Raw genomic sequence first — 18,344 nt, 5'->3', positions numbered from 1 at the left:
TGAAGAACGACTTCCCCTACCTGTCTCTCGCCGTCGCCTCGGCTTCGGCGAGGCGCGAGCGCGCCGCCTTCAGCGCGCGTCGGGTCTCCGCGAGCTTGGCTGCCCGCCGTATCTCGAGGTCCCGGAGTCTGGCCACCTGCCTCTCGCAGTGCTCCAGGTGCTCCGGTCGATGACGGCGCCAGGCCTGTGCGGCGAAGGGTCCCTCCGCGGGGTGACTGTCGTACTCCTCAGCTCCGCGAAGTCCAGGAACTCGACCTCCACGACGTACTTGGTGCGGCGGGGTTCGGGACCTGTCTCCAGGACGAGCTTGGGGAAGTCGGAGTGCCGGGCGGCCCAGTTACTGACAGCCGACCGGGTCACCCCGGCGAGCTTGGCGCCGGCCGCGAGGTGGATGAGTTCCTTCTCCCTGCCCTGGAATTCCGGCCGGTGCCAGGTCGCGGGTGTGGTGCTGTCCGTGGTGTTCGGGTTCTCGCTCATGGTCTGCCTTCGGGTGTGCGCCCGGCGGCGGCCTCGGTGAGGCCGCCGCCGGAGAGGTGGGGGAGGGGGTCTACTTGGACTTCTTCGGGCGGGGCTTGTACTTCTTGATGCCCTCCGCCAGGACCTCGGTCTCGACCTCGCTCAGCTTGTAGCCCTGCTCCTTGAGGAACGACAGCCAGGTCACCGTGTCCTGATCGATGTTGCGCCACGCACCGTCGTGCATGACCTCGCTCTCGAACATCGCTGCCACCTGGGCCAGCAGCAGGCGCCAGCGCCGCGTCTTCGCCGTGGTGGCGATCACCGGCCCGTACGGGTTGGCCACACGGTCCCAGTGGCTACGTCCTTCGTTGGGGTCCGCCATGTGGAGGAAGGAGCTGATCAGATCGGTCTTCGGGCGGGAGGCCGCCCGGCCGTAGCTGATGGAGGTCCCCGTGATCGTGGACAGGATCAGGACCCACGTCGCGTCGTTGGCCTCGCCGCCGGCCGCGCAGAGCTGGCCGATGTACTCGCGGCGCACGTTGCGGGCCGTCCTCCACGCCTTGTTGTAGCGCCGCACCTTGCGGACGGCCTCCAGCATCTCCGGCGTCGACTTGGGGGCCTTCGCCGCTGCGGACTCGGAGTCGGTGAGTTCGTGGTCGTACCGCTTCCAGTCCGTGCACAGCCACTCCACCTCGGTGTCGCCGGGAACCAGGGCGACCGCGTGGCCGGGGCACTCCTGGTGCAGTTCAGCCGTCATGGTGTTGCCGATGTCGCTGACGAGGTCGCTGAGGCGGCGCGAGGTGCCGTGCTCGCGGTTCGCGTTCCAGGCGACGACCGGGATGCCCTGGGCCTTGAAGTCCTCGACGAGGCGGGCCCGCTCCTCCTCGTCCTTCTGCTTCTGGCGGAGCTCGGCGAGGGCGTGTGCCCAGTGGCCGCGTGAGGAGTCACCTGCCTCCGTGTCCTTCCTCTTGGCGCCCTTGAGGGTGGTCAGGGCTCCCCCGAGGGTCTCGACGGAGTGGTAGTCGGCCATCTCCACCAGGTCGAAGGCGGCGGCGTTGGCTTCGCGCAGCGCGCGGTCGCTGAGCTTGGCCGCCTGCGGGGCGGCGGCGACCTCCTCGGGCTTGATGCCCAGGGCGCGGGCGGCACGCTTCTTGCGCAGCTTGCCGACCGGCATGAGGGACAGCTGTTCTGCGGCGTCGAGGACATCGAGGGCGGTCGCCTGGCGGCGGTGGACGTTCTCGATGACGGACAGGGCCAGGGCCTCGTCGTCCACGTCGCGCAGGTCCTCGCGGACGATGGCCGGCACGAGGCGGATCGGCTGTCCGGCTTCTATGGCTCGCTCGGCGGCGATGATTGCAGCCTTCATGCGGCGCTGGCCGAAGACAACGCCGAGGGCGCCGTCCTGCGCGCCGGTCTGCGGGCGCAGCAGCAGGGGGGCGTTGACGCCGAACTCCACGATGGAGTCGATGAGTGCCTGGTCGGGCTCGGTGCCGTTGTCGTCCTCGCCTCGGGTCTTGCGGTGGTTGAAGGGGTCGATCACCAGCTCGCGGGGGTCGTACCAGCCGAAGTGGCCTTCGTAGGCGGCGATGGTGGTCGGGGTGGTGGGCTCGATCGCGGTAGCGGTCATGGTCTTCGTCCTTACGGGTGGGGGTGCGGGCGGGGTCGCCGCCCGCACTGGTGGGGTCTTGTCAGGCGCTGGTGGTCGTGGTCGTGCGGGTCGTGGCGCGCTTGGTGGCCCTGGGGGCTCCGGCGGCCTTGGCGGTGCGGCGCACGGTGGTGGGCTTCGCTGCTGTGGCTGCCTTCTTCGGCTTGGCCGCGGGGGCCTTCCTGGGCTTCGCCGGGGGCTTCGCGGCGGTCGGGGCCGTGGGCGTGGTGTCGGTGGGCGGGTTGCTCGGTTCGGCGGTCTCGTCGACGGTCGGGGTGTCCTGCGCGGGCTCGCTGCCGGCCGGGGCCTGCTCGGTGGGCTTCTCGGTGTCCGCGTCCGGCGGAGGGTGGGGGGTTCCGCTCTGCTGGAGCTTGGGGCGGTGGCCGTCGAGGGCGGGGAGCAGGCGGTTCCCGATGGTCTTGAGGAGGGTGTCGCTGGTGGCTTCGGAGTCGCTGAAGACGGCTCCCGCGTTGTAGGTGGGCTGGCCTTCCATGTGCAGGGAGGTCTGGGCGCCGACTCCGTCCCACAGTCGTCGGACGCTGATGGTGTGGCCTGCGGTGTGGTCGAAGCTGATGGCTTCGGCGTCGGTGGTGTCGTCGGACTTCGTCCAGGTGTCGCCGAGCCGGGCGGCGATCAGGTCGCCCAGGATGTAGAGGTCGACGAGGGACAGGCGGGGTGCGGTGCCGGTGCTCATGTGGCATTCCCCGAAAGGGTGGTTGGTCTAGCGGGGCTGGCAGGCTGCGCGGATGGTCTCGGCGGCGTCGTGGGGCAGGCCGGTGAGGGCTCCGGCGGCCGTGTATCCGGCGAAGACGACCTCGCCTTGGATCAAGTGCGGCAGTGGTGCGGCGAGTTCGTCCACGGCGCGGGCGGCGTGGAGGTTGGGTTCCTGCCAGTCGCGGTGGGCGCGGGCCAGGATCACGATGTCGGGGTCGGTGGGCTGCCGGATGAAGTCGACGGCCTGGATGCTGTCGAGGAGGGCGCGGCCGATGATCCGGATCTGCTGGCTGTGGACGGTGCCGATGTCCAGCTCGCGGATGTTGCCGTTGAGGTCGATCCGCAGTGCAATCTCCGGTCCGGTCACGGTGTGCTCCTCCTGGTTGTGGCTGGTGGCTTCCCCCTCAGCTTATATCGAAATTCTACTATGCATGAGGGGGGTGTCAACCACATCGCAGCAGGTCAGAGGTGGGGCAGCTAGGTCATGCACCAGCCGGAATCGCAGCCGACATCCATCGGTAGCTCCTCCTGCGCCGCCGTCACCGCCTCCGCCAGAGGGCGGCCGGTCCGCGTCAGGAACACCGGATCGCGATCCAGGGCGGCCCGCCGGGCGATCAGCGTCTCTTCCAGCTCGCAGGCGCGCTCGAACAGCACGGTCCCGGAGCAGCTCCGACCAGCCCGCCAGAGACTTCAGCGGACAGAACCAGCACGCCGATTTCGACGGAAGTTCGAGACCCTCGTCGGCGATGACGGACAGGCAGTCCACCCGGCGCATCCGCAGGTCCAGCAGGGGGTAGGTGATCCGCTCGTACTTCTCGACGTGCCGGTTCGACGCCCTGCTGATCTCGTCCAGGGAGATCCCGATCCCCACCTCCGCGGGCGTACCCGGGCCGGCGCCGCGCTCGCGCAGCCACCTGCCCGTCACCGAGATCTTGAAATCCTTGGTGCACGAGCGAGTGCCCGGGGCCCCGTTCGACATCCGCACGGGGATCGGCAGGGACCGCGACCCCGGCCGCATCAGCCGCCCCCACAACGTCTCGCGCCGCCCCGAACGCGTGACCCGATCCAGGACGTGCAGGTCGAGGCCGTGCGCGCGGGCGTACGGGGCGGCGACCCTCTCCACGTAGTCGAGCGTGCGCGGGTCCTCGCTGTCCTCGCCGACGTTGGCGAAGAGGAAGGTGCGGTGCGGGATCTGACGGCGGGCCGCCAGGACCATCAGCCCCATGCTCTGGGCGCCTCCACCTCTGTCACCTATTCGGCGCTGTTGCATCTCGCTGGCGCGGAGCGCCAGCGGTTCAGCTCCGGTGCGGTTCCCTCTGCTCGGCGGACAGTCTGTGGACGTTCGTCGGAAGGGACTGGGCTGCCCGGAGGTGGGCGAGTTCAGTGCTGAGGGCGTGGATGACTTGGGCATAGACCTCGTTTCGTTCGATGAGTTCGCGATTGTGCTGGCGTAGCCGTGTGTTTGTGGCTTCGAGGTCGTCGACTTTGGCTTTCAGGTTTTGGAATGCAGTGGGGATTCCGTTGACGGTTTCCCGGGTGGTTTCGAATTCCTTCCGAAGGTCGGGGTGTTTGTGGGTGAGGACCCATCGCTTGACTCCGGCTTCGGCGGCGAGTTGGACGACGGTGAGGGCGCCGCTTGAGCGGGTGGGGGTGCCAGCGAGGAGGCGTTGCATGGCGGCCTGGATGGCGTCACGTTCGAGTGCGCGGTGGGTGCTCACGGGCGAGGCTCCTGATGGGTGGTGATGATCTTCTGGAGTCGGGCGAGTTCGTGCTGCTCGCGGGCGTGGCGGATTGGCGGGGCGAGGGGGTCGTTGATGATGGCTTCGAGGGTGTTGGCGCGGTCGCGGAGGTAGTCGATGTCGCGGTCGGTGCGGGCGATGTTGACGCAGGACGGCTTGCAGTCGTCGATGTCCGGGGTGTGGCGGGTGCTGCGTTCGTCCGCGCTGAGTCGGCAGGCGGCGCGGGCTGGGTCGAGGACGCAGGTCATGCCTTGCCCGGGGAAGATCTGCAGGTCGGGGTTGGTGAGCATGCTGTGGGCTTCGCGGGCGGTCCGTAGGACGCGTCCGGAGAATCCGGCGGCGGCGTTCACGCGGTGGCGGTAGGTGTCGGCGGCGGGGCCGCTGACGTGCTCGCCGGCCTGGAGTTGTTCATGGGCTTCGGCGAGGGTTTCCAGGCGGGCGAGCCATTCTTCGAAGGCGAGGTCGTCGGGGAATCCGGAGGCGTAGTTGCCCGAGTAGCCGAGGGTCATTTTCACGCGGACGTGACCGTACTGAATGGCCGCGGCGACGAGGCCGCGGGGGCGGCGCGCGATGAACCAGGCGAGTGTTCGGCGGAGCCTGCTCAGGGCGATCTTCGGATTGGTGGGGTCGGCGGGGATCATGTCGGGATGGTTCCGGGCTGTGCAGTAGTCGTTGATCCAGCCGATGAGAGTGTTGATGTCCTTGTTGCCGAGGGAGTCGTTGCGGGCTTGTCCGACGCGTTCGCGGAGAGATGCGGCTCGGGATCGGCCGTTGACGAGGATGGTGTTGGGGAAGAGCAGTTGGGCTTCGTGCAGGCGTTGGAGCACGGTGACGGCGGTGGCAACGGGGGCGGTGACCACCCAGGGGTCGGTGCGGTGTTCGCCTTCGGGGTTGGGGTTGCCGTCGGGGTTCCGGACGCCTTTGAAGTGCCTGCCGCGCAGGAGGATCAGGCCCGTGGCCGCGTCGTGCTCGATACATCCGCGTTCGAGGTTGAGTGTCTCGCCGGGACGTTGCCCGGAGAGGTAGCTGACGAGGACCAGGCAGGCGGTGCTCAGGTGTCGGGCCAGGACGGGGGCCTGGTCGTAGGTGATGTGGGTGGTGAGCCAGGGGCTCCCGTCGAGTTTCCCGTTGATGGGTGTGGTCAGGTAGGTGTCGTCGGCGACGGGCAGATCGCAGGAGGCGATCACCTGGTGGGCGTTGCGCGTGATCTGGGCGCCGAGCTGGAGACTGAGGAAGTAGGTGTTGACGATCAGGTTCCCGTCCTCGTCCTGCCGGCCCGGCAGTGAAAGTCCGCGGGCGCGGTAGTCGTCCAGGAGACTGGTGATCATGAGCGGGATCGCGTTCTTCCCGCGCCGCTTGCCGGGCGGGGGCGCGTCCTCGCGGCTCGCTGATCCTTTTCGGCCGCGGTTGGAAAGGATCTTGTACTCGTCGAAGGCCGCGATGATGTCGTCGGCGAAGTCCTCGGTGAAGCGAAGGGCCCATTTCAGCAGGGCGGTCATGGTCGCGGGGTGGACCCGGGGAGTTCGGTTCTCCTCGCTGCTGCGGCGTTGGCCGAGGATGTCCTGGACGCGTTCGCCGTTCCAGGGCGGGGCCTGCGGCAGCCGGTCGTCCTCGTCGGGCAGCAGGTCACGCAGGGTCCAGGTCCGAACGACGGCAGCGAGGAGGTCCTCGCGCAGGTCGTGGGAGACGGCCGCGGCCTTGATGTCGGCGGCGTACTCGTCCAGGTCCGTGGCGGTGACTTGTCCGAAGCAGGTCAAGCCCCGGCCGTCGAGCCAGTGGGCGAAGCTCTTGAGGAACCGGCAGTATCCGACGACCGTGCGGATCGCGGGCCGCGGGGTCCCGGGCAGGAGACCGGTCCCGTCGGGGTCCTTGTGGTTGATCAGCAGCCAGACCAGCAGCTTGACGGTGTGCCGGAAGGCGGGCGGGGTGCCGTGGAAGTCGATGCAGACACGGGAGGCGTGCGCGTGGAAGAGCGCGGGGGTCAGGTTCCAGCGGTCCTGCGCGAATACCGCCAGGTCCCCGGGGGCGGTGCCCGGCCGCAGGGGGCGGGTGGCGAGCACCATTGTCGTGGGGCCGGGCAGCAGCCGGCGTACTACCGGTGCAGAGATGGTGGCGGGGGTCATGTCAGGTCAAGTCCTCGGGTCAGGAAGCGGTCGACCAACTCGTGGTCGCCGGGGGTAGCGCCGTCGCGGGCATCCGCGATCACGGCGGGCGAGTAGTGGCCGAGCAGGTCCGTCAGCCGGGCGGCGGGTTCGGCCAGGCGCTCGGCCCAGCGCAGGGGTGTCATCTCCTGCCGACGGGCTTCGAGCGCGTCCAGGACCAGAACCTGGACCGGCAGATGGGCCGGTGTCGCCCGGGCACATGGGCAGGACAGGCAGAGCAGGAACGAAGCCGAGCAGGGCTTGCCCGCCGGTGTGAACGGACTGGCCATCGGGTCGGTGCAGCCGGCGAGGACTGTGTCCAGCCGGCCGGCGATGAGCTGCTGGAGAGCGGCGGCATCCAGCCCGTGGCGGGCGGCCACGGCCGAAGGATCCGTGCGAGCCTCGGTGATGTCGTGGGCGGAGAGCACGGGGATCGCCGGCGCGGACCGGGCCCGTGCCACCTGCTGGTCCAGGACGTCGGCCACCACCTTCTGGTATTCGGCCAGGTTTCCGCGGTTGCGGGCCAGGTACTCGTTCGCCAGCGTCGTCTCGGTGTGGGCGACCGGCCGCTGATTGATCTCCAGCCAGGTCAGCCGCAGCCGCCGGCTGTCGATGTGCAGCGGCACCGGCCGTCCCTCGCCGTCCGGCGTGTCACCGGTCAGGCCCGCGGACCTGCCCCACAACAACATGAGCGACTTGGGAAGACCCTTGCGGAAGCCCCGGCCCTGATTGCCCTTGGAGCAGTGGAAGGCAAACAGCGCGTCGGTCCCCAGGCGGGTTCGGGCGTCGGCGGCCAGGTCCAGCAGCAGGTCGTAGACACCGAACGGAGTGTTCAGGTCCTCGCGCCGCTCACCCGCGTCGTTCGGGACATCGCGCAGAGCCACGGTCATGGCTGCCCTGCGACTGCCTCGGCGAGGCTTGACCAGGTCGATCTGAGCGGTCGGGGTGCCCCCGGCATGGGCGTCGGGACGGTGGTGAGCGGTGGTCGCCGCCGCCAGCGTCGAGTAGTTCTGCCCGGTCAGGCAGAGCAGCAGGACCGCGGCGGCGCCGATGTCGTGGTGGGTCAGGTGCAGGCGGGAGATCACGGCGTTGACTCCGCCGGCCCGCCGCACGGCCTCCTGCTCGATGGAGACCCCGTTCCCGTACCGGGGGATGTCCCCGATACGGTCGACGTGATCCAGCAGCCGGGCTGTCTCCCACGCCTGCGGATCGCTTGCCTGGTCGATCTGGCCGGCCCGCCAGTCGGCCAGCAGCCGGCGGCCGGACCGGATGCGCGTCGCGGCGGCCCGTAGTTCGGACCGTGCTCGCGCGGTGATGCGCCGGAACTCCGCCTCGCTGTAGCTGACGGTGGGCGCATCGCACTTGGCGAACCGGGCCGTGGCCAGGCGGGCGGCGAACTCCGCCGGCGGATCGGGAGCGAACCTCAGGATCGACCGCAGGCCGGAGACGTCCCGGTGCAGCGTGCTCGCCCCTGTCAGCAGATACCCGTCCAGGTGGACCGCCCTCAGCTGGTCGGGGGCCGTCGGCGGATTCGATAGGCCGGCCAGATAGCGGCAGAACCGCCTCAGAATGCTCACTGTGTCCAGGGCCGACGTGGTGGTCCGCCGAGTCCCGGCCGGGCCGGTCACCCCGAGCACTCCCAAGGCCATCCACTGCCGCAGTTCCGGTGCGACGGGCAGCACCGACAAGTCGATGTCCACCGCCTCACCACCGCGTTCGGGATAGAACCGCACCAGGCACTGGCCCTCGTCGACGAACAGCCGCTGCGGCGGCCGGTATCCCGCACCGGGCAAAACCGCCCGGCGTCCCGCCCCGCTCACGTATCCGCTCCCGCTGCCGGGGCGGTGACGACGCGCGGGTGGCCGGCGAACATCTCCGCCATCAGCTCCGCCAGTACCGTGCCGTGGGCGTGCTCGATCAGCAGAGAAACATCCAGGTCGCGGAACGGCTCCAGATACACGTCCATCGTGGTGGCCACGTCCGCGTGCCCCAGCAGCGTCTGCACCAGATGCCACGTGTCGCCGAATTGGGCCCTGAAGTCCCGCAGTTCATCGGCGTCCAGGTGGGCGAAGCGCCGCTCGTAAAGCAGTCGACCCACCGAGAACCAGCGCAAGGCCATCGAGTGCCGAAGCATGTGGGCGGTCGCTGCCACCCCTTCGAGACCGGCCCGGGCCACCCTCTCATTCGCGGTATCGAAGGTGTGCTGCCAGCCGCGGGGAGCCCTCGGCAGCCCGTCCTCGTTCAGCCACAACGCCGCCGGGGCCAGACCCGCAGGCGTCTCCAGGAAGATCCGGCCCCGCATCCGGGGCGACAGCGCGTCCAGCGGAACCCGCACCAGCTGACCTGCGGTATCGACCAGCTCCAGCCGCCGCTGCCCCAGCACCCGGCGCAACACCAGAACCCCGGACAACCTCTCGTAGCGGTCCGTCCGCCGGGCCCGGCGGACCGCCGCGGCCCTCTCGCCCTCGCAATACCCCAGAGCGTCATCCAGCACCGTGCGCGGCATCCAAAACCGCCGCCCCCGCCCGCCCTTCGCGCAGGCCGCAGCCAGTCGGGACGTGAAGTACGACCGGCCCGCCCCTTCTCCGGGAAGCTCCAGCATCAGGACGCTGGCCCACTCCGTCAGCCGCAGCCCCGTCCCGTACAACCCGTCGGCGAAAGCGCAGTCCCGCTGGCTGTTCCGGCCCCGCCAACCGGCCACTTCCCGGCCGGCCCGGTCCAAACCCCGCAGCCCCACGTCCCGCCACATCGCGTAGCCGCCCGGATCAAGCCACTTCACATCCCGGTCCCGCTGAACATGCGGCGCCGCCTCGAAACCGGCGGCTCCCGCGTACGGAGCCGGCCGCTGACGCACCACACGGACCACCGGATTGCGTACCCCGAAACGGGCCACCGCCCAGTCGTAGAACGCGCTGACCGCATCCAGGTTGTCCGCCACGGTTCCCCCGGCCACCCGCTCGGGGTTCGACTCGTCCGTCATCCGCCAGAACTTGAAGCCCTCCACGTCCTCCGCGCCAGCGGTGTCCCAGCGGCTCCCCACCGCGTCCAGGAACCCCAGCCACGTGCACAGGGCGTACCCGTATTTCTCCCGCGTTCCCTCCGCCCGATTCCGCATCCGCAGCGATCCGAAGAATGCGTTCACTTCCGGGACCACGCGCCCATCGGAATTGATCAGGAACTCCTGACCGGCCCGAATTCCAGTGTGCGATGCGAATTCGGGCAGGCTCGGAAGACCGGCCAGCACCGGATCGCTGGCGTACCACGACACCTTCCGCTCGGGCTCGAACCGGCGCAGGCCCCACAACCCAGACTGTTCGCCGACACTCGGCAGTTGCTCGTTCATGGCCCGGACCGAACCACGGCGACCAGCCCAGATGGGATGCAACACGCTGAACTCGGTACAGACCCAGGCCGAAACTGATCGCCTTCACGCTGCCACGACCTGCTCGAAGAGCTGCTGCGCGCGCCGGATCCCGGCGATGATGCGCGCCTTGCCCAGTATCTCGTCTCGGTGGGCTATCACGGCGCGGGCCTGGGCCTGGGCGTCCTCGACGGCGCGCGGGTTCACCAAAGCGTCATCGCAGGCCACGGTCACCCGCATGCCCATGCCCCAGACGATCATGTTGACGGCCGCGCACGCGGCGGCGATCTTGTCGATGTCGACCATCGACCACTGGAAGTCGGCCGGGTCGAATCCGAGACGGCGAAGGCGCTGGGCTGCCGCGCGCAGCAGGCCGCCACTCCCGCCGGCCGGGTCGTGGATGTGCTGGCCCGTCTCCGGCTTCTTCGACTCCATCGACACCGACACCACCACCTCGGCCAGCCCGTCGGCCACCGTCGGTGGGGTGTGGTACTCGCCGAGGCCCTGCTGGGCGCTGTTGCTGCGCAGCAGCATCATCACGTGCGACAGGGTGTCGGTGTGGGTCCGCTCGTACGGGTCGGCGTGTCCGGTCAGGTCGAGGATGCCGCCCTTCAGGGCGGCTTGCGTGACGGCCCGGACGGCGTAGATGCGGTGTTCGTCGACCGTCCTTTCGTCGTTGAGCCACTCGTGGAGGATGCGGGCCCGCTCGATGAGGTCGGGCCGGTGTGCCCAGTGCTGCGCCCAGATCTGGCGGTACATCTCGATCAGCTCGCCGCCGTTCAGGCCGAGGATCTGCGCCTTGAGGTCCGGTCCGGCGGAGTCCTTCTGCCGCACAAGGGCGAGAGCGGCCACAAGCCCGATCGGAACGGCGATGTCCGGGCCGCCATGTGCCCGGTTCCACGCCCCGGTGACGGCCTCACCAAGGGCGAAGGCCTTGGCGTGGAGATCGTGCGTCCCTGCGGGCTTCGGCTTGGGCTCGGACCGAAGTGGCGGAGTCGCGGCCGCGGTTGCGGTGGGAGCGGGCCGCGGAGCCGGGGCCGGTTTGGCCGCGAAGGTCCGAGGCGCCGGCGAGGGCTCGGGCTCGGCGTTCGCGAAGAGATCCAGTTGCAGGGACACGGCTTCTCCTTGGTGAGGGGGTGCTGAAACGGGGCGACCCGCCCCGCCGGGGAGGCGGGGCGGGTCGGGAGCCGGAAGGGGTCCCCTCCAACTCATATCTAAATTCTACTATGAATGAGGGGAGGGTCAACCTCCCCGAAATGGGCTCGGGCAGGTCAGCCCTCGTCGACCCAGACCATTCCGTACGGGGTCTGCCGCAGCATCGACATCGCCGCCTTGTGGATGTCCTCCTGCATGGCCACCCAGTTCACCGCGCCAAAGGTGTCGCGGTACGCCTCGATCTCCCACTGCTGCGGGGAGCCGTTGAGGCTGGCCATGATCTCCGGGAGGCCATCGCCGTGTCCGACCAGCCGCTCACGGAACTCCGCGTGCGCGTCCCTCAGGAGCTCCCTCCATGCCTCGTCACGGGGGCCGCGCCCGAGGTCGGCGCCGGAGGTCCAGCCATGGAAGGCTGATACCGCACCGACCTCCCGCAGGGCCGCCCAGGCGACCGCCCTCTCCTTCGAGCGGAGGACCGGTACGTACGTCAGCTCGTACAGCTGAGCCTGCGGCCAGTCGTCGCCGGGCGAGGTTGTGCTCGCGGCGTCGTGTGGCGCCGCCGCCTCTGAGCGTGCCCAGCCGCGGGCGCCCATGCGGCGAGCGGGCACGATGCTGCGCCACTCCAGAGGGGTGTCCGGCTTGCGGAAGCGGGCGCGCCATACGCCTCCCGTCGGCGCAGTGTCCCGGCCGGCGCCGCTCACCGCCCGCCCTCCAGGAGGGTGATCTTCGCGTCGAGCTTCGTCTTCCACCGCTGGAACGCTGCCGGGTCGCAGGTGCGCAGCTGCTCCATCAGTAGCACGGCCCTGGCGGCGTGGGTGCTGCGCTCCCGTGGGGTCACCGGCACGTGAACCACTTCACCCTGGCGTCCGGAGGGCCACGAGGGGACCTCGGAGTCCGGAGTGGCCATGGCCACACGCCAGTTCAGGTTGGCCTCCAGGAGCCCAGGTGTCTGGGAGGTGATCGGCTCTGCCTCCATCGCGTTGAGGAAGTCCGAGTGCGCGGGCATCTCGAGGACGGGTCCGCCCGCGCAGTTGTCGGGCATCTCCACCCACACGCGCTGGCCGTATGCCGGATCCGGCGCGACCTCCAGTACGTATCGGTTGTAGGCCAGCCATGTGCCGCAGGTGGTGGACAGGTATAGGACGCTCACGCGGTCGCCCATCTTGTACGGGGTCATGTGACTGCTCTCGGGTCGGGGCGGGTCAGGAGCGGGGGAAGGCCCTCAGTGCGGCACGGCCGCGCCGGGCTGTGGCCGGGCAGGGGCCGAGCAGGTGTTCCGTGAGCGCGACGGCCTTCGCCTGCTCGCCGTCGTTGTGGGCGAGGAGCAGCAGGTGGGCGGCCGCGAAGAACTCCTGCGCGGTGGTGGCGTGACGGACCCGGCAGGAGCAGGAACCGCTGTCAGTTGAGGTGAGGGCTTCCAGGAGGCGAGGGAACTCGGCCTTCGGGGCGCACCCGGAGTGCCTGCCCGGCGGCTGGGCTCGCCGCAGGTGGCTGTAGAAGCGGACGCCCTGCCAGCCGCACAACATGCAGGCCACGGGCCAGTTCACATCGGACCCCGGGTATCCCCCCAGCGGGGCCCATCCCAGGGCGTCGATACGGGCAAGGGCCAGCGCGGCGGAGGTCATGTTGCGCGGGCTGGGCGGGAGTTCGAAGAGGTGGGCGTTCAGGTAGTCGGTATCGGGCATGCGCGTCTCCCCGGAGTGGATGTATGGAGGGCGGCGAGGGGGTGGTGGTAGGGCCACCCCCTCGCCTTATATCTGAATTCTACTATGAATGGGATGAGGGTCAAGCCAGCTCAACCCACTGGGCAGCCACCTACATGACCGGCTGCTCCGCGGCCGCCGGGGCAGGCTCGATGGCTCGAACGATGCCGCCGCCCCGGTAGACGGTCCAACTGCTCTGGAAGGCGTATCCGTGCTCGATCAGCAGCTCGGCGATCTGGGATTGCAGCGTTCCCGACCACTCGGGCGCGATGCACGCCGGGTCCACCGGTCCCGGGATGGTCACCGGCGGATGATCTTTGTGCGGCTGGCCACGGCCGTTGAGCCACGTGACCGTCCCCACGCGCGACCCCGGCCTGCATTCGAGCTTGATCCGCTTCGGGCCCGCCGGGCCACTGCGCTGCTTCGGCTTCTTCGCCTTCGCCGCCGCCTGCGCCTCGCGGATGAGGCCGGCCGGGGCCGCCTCCGAGGCTTCGCGGGCGGACTTCGTGCCCGGCACCACGCCGTCCGCGAGAAAGGCGCGCATCGCCTCGCCCGGGCATCGCCCCCGCACCTGCGTGTAGTCCGCCGAATGCGACCCGACCCGACCGCCGTCGAACGTGGCGTCCTCCAAGGTCATCACCCGCTTGGGGGCCAGCCGCAGATTCCAGGCGACCGACAGGGTCTTCGGGTTGACCCTTTTCACCTCGTACCAGGAGTTCAGGTACAGCACGAAGTCGCCGGGCGCGAAGTCGTCGGGCTCCCAGAGCTTCACCCCGTCGGCCTTCGCCTTCTCGATCACCTCCTCCCAGTGGGCGATCTCCTCCTTCAGGTCCCGGACGTACCGGGAGTGCCGGTCGCCCGAGTCCCAGCCCTTCTCGGCCGCTTCCGAATGGTGCCGCTCCTGCTGGCGCAGGTCGGCGCGCAGCTTCTCCAGCCGCCGCAGGGTGCGCTGCGGGTTGTTCCGGTGCGCCTTGAAATTCTCGGCCGCCCGGGTGCGGTCGGCCCAGTAGCCGGCCCGGTCACCTTCGGCTATCCCGGCCCGCATGTTGCTGTCGATCCGCGCGGCGTCCCGGCGGGCGCGACCCTCGCTGTGGTGGCCGACGAGGATGGGCTGGCCGAAGGGGATGCTCTTTGCGATCTGGCGGGCCGCATCGAGCCGGGCCTCAGCGGAGAGGCTGGCGCGGTCCGCGCGGTCGCCGTACCTCTCGGCACGGTCATCGGCGCGGTCCTCGCGGTCGGCCTCGGCCTCCTTGAAGGTGCGCCGTGTGTCCTCGTCGATCTCGACGGTGACCTCGTGACCGGCCTCGCGGAGCGCGGCGGCCGCGCCGTTGATGCTGCAGGTGTCGGCCTCCTTGTCCCGGGACTGGCGGATGTAGAGGCTGCCGAGGGAGCGGGAGAACCAGAAGCCGTGGTCCCGGACGATCTCGAAGATGCCGTCCCCCTTCCGAGAACCGCTGAGGAGCGTGCCTTCGAGGCGCGTGTGAGAAATCGTGATGGTCACGATGAAGTTCCTTCCGATCCGATCTGGGTGAGTCGGCCGACGGGGTGCCAGCCTGCGTAGAGGATGTGGATGACGGGGTCGTCCGCGGTGAGCTCGCACAGCGTTCCCCAACGGTGGGCCTGGACCTCGGTCACGAAGAAGGCCACGGTGTCCCCGGCCTGGTCACGGACGTTCTCACCGTCCTCCTGGCGCAGCCACACGCGGGACCCGGCGTTCATACCGGCCACCCGTCGGACATGTGGACCGCGAGGGTCAGGGTTGCGACGAGCGATATCTCCAAGTCGTCCCGGTCGAAGGCGAGTGACTGGGCGACCAGGAAGTGAGGGCCGATGCGGTGCGCGAAGTGGGCCCGCTCGGTCATGCCGGCCCGAGCTGCTGCGTCCGCGGCCTCTGCCAGGTATGAGGCGTAGCGCAGGGCATCGTCCTCGGCCTCGCCGAGGAACGCTCCGCGGGCCTCCCACGCTGCCTGGAGGAGCAGCGTCCGGCGCGTCTCCGGCCCGGTGTGCTGCCACAGCTCCAGTAGCCCGCCGTCCTTCGCGAGCTCAAGAGGCGTACGGCGTTCGGCGGGTACGCGCAGGAGCGTGGCGGCCGTGATCAAGGCGGTGCGGGTGATGTAGAGGTCGAACACCTCTGGCTCCATCCGGGGTTGTAGGTGCGGGCGGCCCGTAGGCGTCGCGCCGGTCACTGGTCGTAGGGGATGAGCGCGGTCATCGCCAGGGACAGCTGGTGGGAGACCTCGAGGTCGGGGCCGAAGGCCAGGAGGTGGGCCAGGAGCATGGCCTCGTGCTTCGTCTCTACGAAGTCCTCGGCGCTCCCGGCCGGGTTGGCTGCGGCCCAGGCCCGAGCGGCGGAGGTCAGGGCGTCCGCGAGAAGGGACTCGTCGGTGCCGTCCTGCACGATTTCGACGGAACGGGCCGACCAGCTGATCAAGAGCAGGACGGTCTGGCGATCCTCAGGGGACAGCCCCCACCAGGTCATCCGCATCTGTGGAACAGCAGCGAGCAGTCGGTGGGCGTGGGGGTGCGGGCTGGCTGACAGGTTCCGGGCCGTGTTGCGGAGCTGTTCGAGGAGTACGGCAGTCATGGGGCTACTCGATTCCGGGAGGGACGGGCGTGGTGTCGGCGAGCTGGCCTTCGGTGGCCCAGCGGGGGTGAGGGTCATCGGCGGGCGACGGTGTGCGCGCGGGACGGGTGCACGAGGCGGGCCGCGGCCATCAGGTTTTCGGCCTCGCACCGACGGCCGAGCTGGAGGAGCGCGCCGACTTCGAACATCGTCAGCCAGCTGCAGGCCGGTATCGCGGCGGCGAACTCTTCGTAGTCCTGGGCGTGCTTGTGGCCCGGCCGGCGCGACCAGGCGCGGCGGGCGACGGTGTGCGCCAGGGAGGCGGCGCTCTGGGTCTGCGCGTTGCTCAGGTTCAGCGTTGCGATGATCTCCGCCGTTCCGAGGAGCGGCAGGTGCTTGAAGGACATGTGGTTCTTCCGAGTCCAAGAGGTGTGGGCGGCGCGCCCGTGCGGGCGCGCCGAGGGGTTCAGTCGTTGGCCCAGCCGAAGAACAGCCAGCCGTTCTCGGCGCTGGACGTGGTGACCGGCAGAGCTCCCGCCGGTCCCCACTTGTCGTCGATGCGGGGGTCGTTGGCGGAGATGAGTTCCATTGCCCAGCCGATGGCGTAGGCCTCGGAGCGGCGGACGTCATCGATGACGACGTAGTGGTCCTTCTCGGCGATGGAACCGCTGCAGCCCCCGGAACCGTGCTCGTGCAGGGCTTCGTTGCGGGTCTTCATGAAGGCCTTGGCTACGTCGTCTCCGGTGACGACGTCGAAGAAGGTGATGGCGCCCATCGGGGTCTCCAGGTGGTGTGGCGGGTGGCGGGTGGTGGCATGGCGCGGCCCGCCCCGGTGGCGGGGCGGGCCGGGGAGAGGTGCGCTCAGCGGATACGGACGCGGCTGCGGTTGGTGCGCATCGGGCTCGCCGGGCGGCACAGGGCCGGGGCGGGAGCGCGGCGGACCTCGGCCAGCAGCCGATCGACCGGGTTCAGGAAGGGCGCAGGGGCCGCCATGACGTTCGCGACCGCTTCGTCGAGCACCTCGATGCGGATGGTCGGGAACTGCTGGCTCCAGCGGCTCATCGCCTCGCCGTCGGCTTCATCCAGCCCGGCGGCCACGGCGAACTCCGCCCACTGGACAGCCATGTTGACCGAGGCCCACGTGAGCGCGACTTCCGCCTGCTGCTCGGTGATGGCGTAGTTGCGGGCGACGTGCAGGACGGCGATCGGGTCGGGGATCGGGATGCTGTTCACGGGTTTCCTTCCGGCTGGTCTTCGGACGGGGCTTCCCCCTCCTGATACCTGAATTCTACTACCTCTAGAGGGGGTGTCAATGCAAAGTGGCAGGTCACAGGCCCGATGCGTCGACGCTAGGCTGCGGCTGGCGCTACCTTGCGGGCGCTGAGTGCGCCCCGCTTGCGGATCGTGGCGGCCCCCGCCGCGCGGGACTGCGCGCGCTGCGCCGTGACGCGGCACTGCCCGCAGAGCGGCTCACCGTTGCGCCGGTGCCCCTTGACGCCGCTGCTCTCCCCGCACACGCCGGCCCGCGAGGGCAGCCCCTTCGGGAGCGCCGGCGCCGACGCGGCCGAGGCGACGACCCTTCCGTTGATCCACACCCGCGCGGAGCACACGCCATCGAACTGCGAGCCCTGCGGCCGAACCCGGTCGTAGCACTCGGCCAGCACCGGGCAGCCCAAGCAGGTGCGCACCAGGGGCTCGGTGAGCTCGCCCAGCTCCTTGGCGGACTTGCGGGTCGCGGGAGGGTCGAAGACGAACTCCTCGACGCCGACGCACGGCGCCAGTTCCATCCAGGACGTCGTGGCGGTCGAATTGATCACGGCTGGCACCTTCTCGGCGGGCGGGCGGGGCGGGTGGGTCAGAACAGGGCGGGCTGGGGGTGCGGCGCGGGCGTAATGGCCTCCTTGGCCGCCGACGCCCTCAGGGCCAGGCGGGCGGCGGTGCGCGACCACGGCTGGTAGGCGAGGGCCCGCCACGCCTCCGGGTCCCGGAAGGGGACCGGCCCGCGGTGGTAGGCCCGCTCGTGCGCTGCCTCGTCGTCCACGGCCTGGCGAAGTGCTCCGTAGCGAACGGGAGTCAGGCGTTGGTCGATCAGCTCGGAGGCGTCGACCCAGGCCACGAGGCCCGACCTGATCCCCGCGGGCGCCTCGACCTCGTAGGTGAAGCCGCGCGGTGCCCGGGTCCAGGTGCACAGGGCTCCCGCCTCCGGCTCGCCGGGAACGCGGCGCATCCGTAGCCGCCGGCCGGGGTCCAGGAGCTGCTGCTCACCCCACTGGGCGCGCTGGTAGTTGTACGGCAGGTCCACGAACGCGGCGAGCTGTGCCGGAGTGAAGAAGTCCCGGACTGCCATCCGGACGTCGTCACCGGTGAGCGCCGTGCCGACAGCCGGGGCGGCGGCGGGAGGCTCCATGAAACTACTCCAGGTGATGTGTAGTGGCCTATTTCTAGGCCACTACACGCGGTTGAAGGGTCAGGCGTACTGGAGCAGGCGGGAATCGGCGAACTCCTGCTCTCGTACCTGCTCAAGTACGGCCGTCAGCGCGAAGCTGACCTGCCAGGGCATTGCGGTCATCGACAGTCCGAGTCGGGGCCGGCGGTCGGTGAACTCCCGTACGGAGACCAGCGTCCACCCCTGCGTTCCCTGCTGCTTCTGCGCTGTGACCTGGAAGTGGTCGACGTAGAGGTGGATCGTCGACCGCCGGGTGGAGCTCTTGACGTGGATCTCCCAAGAGCGGGTCAGGGCGTCCATCAAGTACTCCGGTGCCACGGTGGCGCGGCCCTGGCTGATCTGAGGCTGGTTCATGCGTTCTCTCCAAGAGGTATCGCGGGCCCCTCCCGTGTTATCTAAATTCTACTATGTGGGGTAGGGG

The 18,344-nt window shown here is 69.7% G+C and carries 23 protein-coding genes; all 23 read right to left on the bottom strand.

What is annotated here, in order from left to right; all coding sequences use genetic code 11:
- Nucleotides 1-69: 69 nt before the first annotated feature.
- Complete coding sequence (locus AC3IYI_RS17520; protein WP_489411062.1) at nt 70-477, bottom strand: hypothetical protein; 408 nt, start codon at nt 475-477, stop codon at nt 70-72.
- A 70-nt stretch (nt 478-547) separates the two neighbouring features.
- Nucleotides 548-2,083 (bottom strand): ParB/RepB/Spo0J family partition protein, encoded by a 1,536-nt coding sequence (locus AC3IYI_RS17515; RefSeq protein WP_489411061.1) that lies wholly within the window; start codon nt 2,081-2,083, stop codon nt 548-550.
- Nucleotides 2,084-2,144: 61 nt separating this feature from the next.
- Nucleotides 2,145-2,795, bottom strand: coding sequence for a hypothetical protein (locus AC3IYI_RS17510; RefSeq protein ID WP_489411060.1), 651 nt, complete (start codon nt 2,793-2,795; stop codon nt 2,145-2,147).
- 27 nt (nt 2,796-2,822) lie between these two features.
- Nucleotides 2,823-3,182: a hypothetical protein gene (locus AC3IYI_RS17505; protein ID WP_489411059.1), complete on the bottom strand. Its 360-nt coding sequence runs from the start codon at nt 3,180-3,182 to the stop codon at nt 2,823-2,825.
- Nucleotides 3,183-3,224: 42 nt separating this feature from the next.
- Nucleotides 3,225-4,040, bottom strand: a complete 816-nt coding sequence (locus AC3IYI_RS17500; protein ID WP_489411058.1) for an adenine nucleotide alpha hydrolase family protein — start codon at nt 4,038-4,040, stop codon at nt 3,225-3,227.
- Nucleotides 4,041-4,110: 70 nt separating this feature from the next.
- Entirely contained in the window at nt 4,111-4,533 is a 423-nt protein-coding gene (locus AC3IYI_RS17495; protein WP_489411057.1) for a hypothetical protein, read from the bottom strand.
- Nucleotides 4,530-6,677 (bottom strand): hypothetical protein, encoded by a 2,148-nt coding sequence (locus tag AC3IYI_RS17490; protein ID WP_489411056.1) that lies wholly within the window; start codon nt 6,675-6,677, stop codon nt 4,530-4,532. The genes AC3IYI_RS17495 and AC3IYI_RS17490 overlap by 4 nt, the downstream gene beginning before the upstream one ends.
- Nucleotides 6,674-8,515: a hypothetical protein gene (locus tag AC3IYI_RS17485; protein ID WP_489411055.1), complete on the bottom strand. Its 1,842-nt coding sequence runs from the start codon at nt 8,513-8,515 to the stop codon at nt 6,674-6,676. Before AC3IYI_RS17485 ends, AC3IYI_RS17490 begins: the two co-directional genes overlap by 4 nt.
- Nucleotides 8,512-10,038: a site-specific integrase gene (locus AC3IYI_RS17480; RefSeq protein WP_489411054.1), complete on the bottom strand. Its 1,527-nt coding sequence runs from the start codon at nt 10,036-10,038 to the stop codon at nt 8,512-8,514. The genes AC3IYI_RS17485 and AC3IYI_RS17480 overlap by 4 nt, the downstream gene beginning before the upstream one ends.
- Nucleotides 10,039-10,122: 84 nt before the next feature.
- Entirely contained in the window at nt 10,123-11,172 is a 1,050-nt protein-coding gene (locus AC3IYI_RS17475; protein ID WP_489411053.1) for an N-6 DNA methylase, read from the bottom strand.
- 155 nt (nt 11,173-11,327) lie between these two features.
- Nucleotides 11,328-11,912, bottom strand: a complete 585-nt coding sequence (locus AC3IYI_RS17470) for a hypothetical protein (protein ID WP_489411052.1) — start codon at nt 11,910-11,912, stop codon at nt 11,328-11,330.
- Complete coding sequence (locus tag AC3IYI_RS17465; RefSeq protein ID WP_489411051.1) at nt 11,909-12,388, bottom strand: hypothetical protein; 480 nt, start codon at nt 12,386-12,388, stop codon at nt 11,909-11,911. The genes AC3IYI_RS17470 and AC3IYI_RS17465 overlap by 4 nt, the downstream gene beginning before the upstream one ends.
- A gap of 25 nt (nt 12,389-12,413) precedes the next feature.
- Nucleotides 12,414-12,896, bottom strand: coding sequence for a hypothetical protein (locus AC3IYI_RS17460; RefSeq protein WP_489411050.1), 483 nt, complete (start codon nt 12,894-12,896; stop codon nt 12,414-12,416).
- 130 nt (nt 12,897-13,026) lie between these two features.
- Entirely contained in the window at nt 13,027-14,415 is a 1,389-nt protein-coding gene (locus tag AC3IYI_RS17455) for a DUF3560 domain-containing protein (protein WP_489411049.1), read from the bottom strand.
- Complete coding sequence (locus AC3IYI_RS17450; protein WP_254386803.1) at nt 14,412-14,633, bottom strand: hypothetical protein; 222 nt, start codon at nt 14,631-14,633, stop codon at nt 14,412-14,414. The genes AC3IYI_RS17455 and AC3IYI_RS17450 overlap by 4 nt, the downstream gene beginning before the upstream one ends.
- Nucleotides 14,630-15,043: a hypothetical protein gene (locus AC3IYI_RS17445; RefSeq protein WP_489411048.1), complete on the bottom strand. Its 414-nt coding sequence runs from the start codon at nt 15,041-15,043 to the stop codon at nt 14,630-14,632. The genes AC3IYI_RS17450 and AC3IYI_RS17445 overlap by 4 nt, the downstream gene beginning before the upstream one ends.
- 53 nt (nt 15,044-15,096) lie before the next feature.
- Nucleotides 15,097-15,498, bottom strand: coding sequence for a hypothetical protein (locus AC3IYI_RS17440; protein WP_489411047.1), 402 nt, complete (start codon nt 15,496-15,498; stop codon nt 15,097-15,099).
- A 74-nt stretch (nt 15,499-15,572) separates the two neighbouring features.
- Nucleotides 15,573-15,884 carry a hypothetical protein gene (locus tag AC3IYI_RS17435; RefSeq protein WP_489411046.1) on the bottom strand — a complete coding sequence of 104 codons (312 nt, stop codon included), beginning with the start codon at nt 15,882-15,884 and terminating at the stop codon, nt 15,573-15,575.
- Nucleotides 15,885-15,943: 59 nt separating this feature from the next.
- Nucleotides 15,944-16,252, bottom strand: coding sequence for a hypothetical protein (locus AC3IYI_RS17430; protein ID WP_489402139.1), 309 nt, complete (start codon nt 16,250-16,252; stop codon nt 15,944-15,946).
- Nucleotides 16,253-16,338: 86 nt separating this feature from the next.
- Complete coding sequence (locus tag AC3IYI_RS17425) at nt 16,339-16,710, bottom strand: hypothetical protein (RefSeq protein ID WP_489411045.1); 372 nt, start codon at nt 16,708-16,710, stop codon at nt 16,339-16,341.
- A 116-nt stretch (nt 16,711-16,826) separates the two neighbouring features.
- Nucleotides 16,827-17,294 carry a hypothetical protein gene (locus AC3IYI_RS17420; RefSeq protein WP_489411044.1) on the bottom strand — a complete coding sequence of 156 codons (468 nt, stop codon included), beginning with the start codon at nt 17,292-17,294 and terminating at the stop codon, nt 16,827-16,829.
- A 38-nt stretch (nt 17,295-17,332) separates the two neighbouring features.
- Complete coding sequence (locus AC3IYI_RS17415) at nt 17,333-17,884, bottom strand: hypothetical protein (RefSeq protein ID WP_489411043.1); 552 nt, start codon at nt 17,882-17,884, stop codon at nt 17,333-17,335.
- 60 nt (nt 17,885-17,944) lie between these two features.
- A complete protein-coding gene (locus AC3IYI_RS17410) occupies nt 17,945-18,277 on the bottom strand; it encodes a hypothetical protein (protein ID WP_489411042.1) in 333 nt (110 codons plus the stop codon).
- Nucleotides 18,278-18,344 lie beyond the last annotated feature (67 nt).

This window comes from Streptomyces sp. GL_148 (assembly GCF_057834205.1).
Note: the sequence above shows the minus strand (reverse complement) of the source record. Positions and strands in the feature narration are given on the sequence as shown.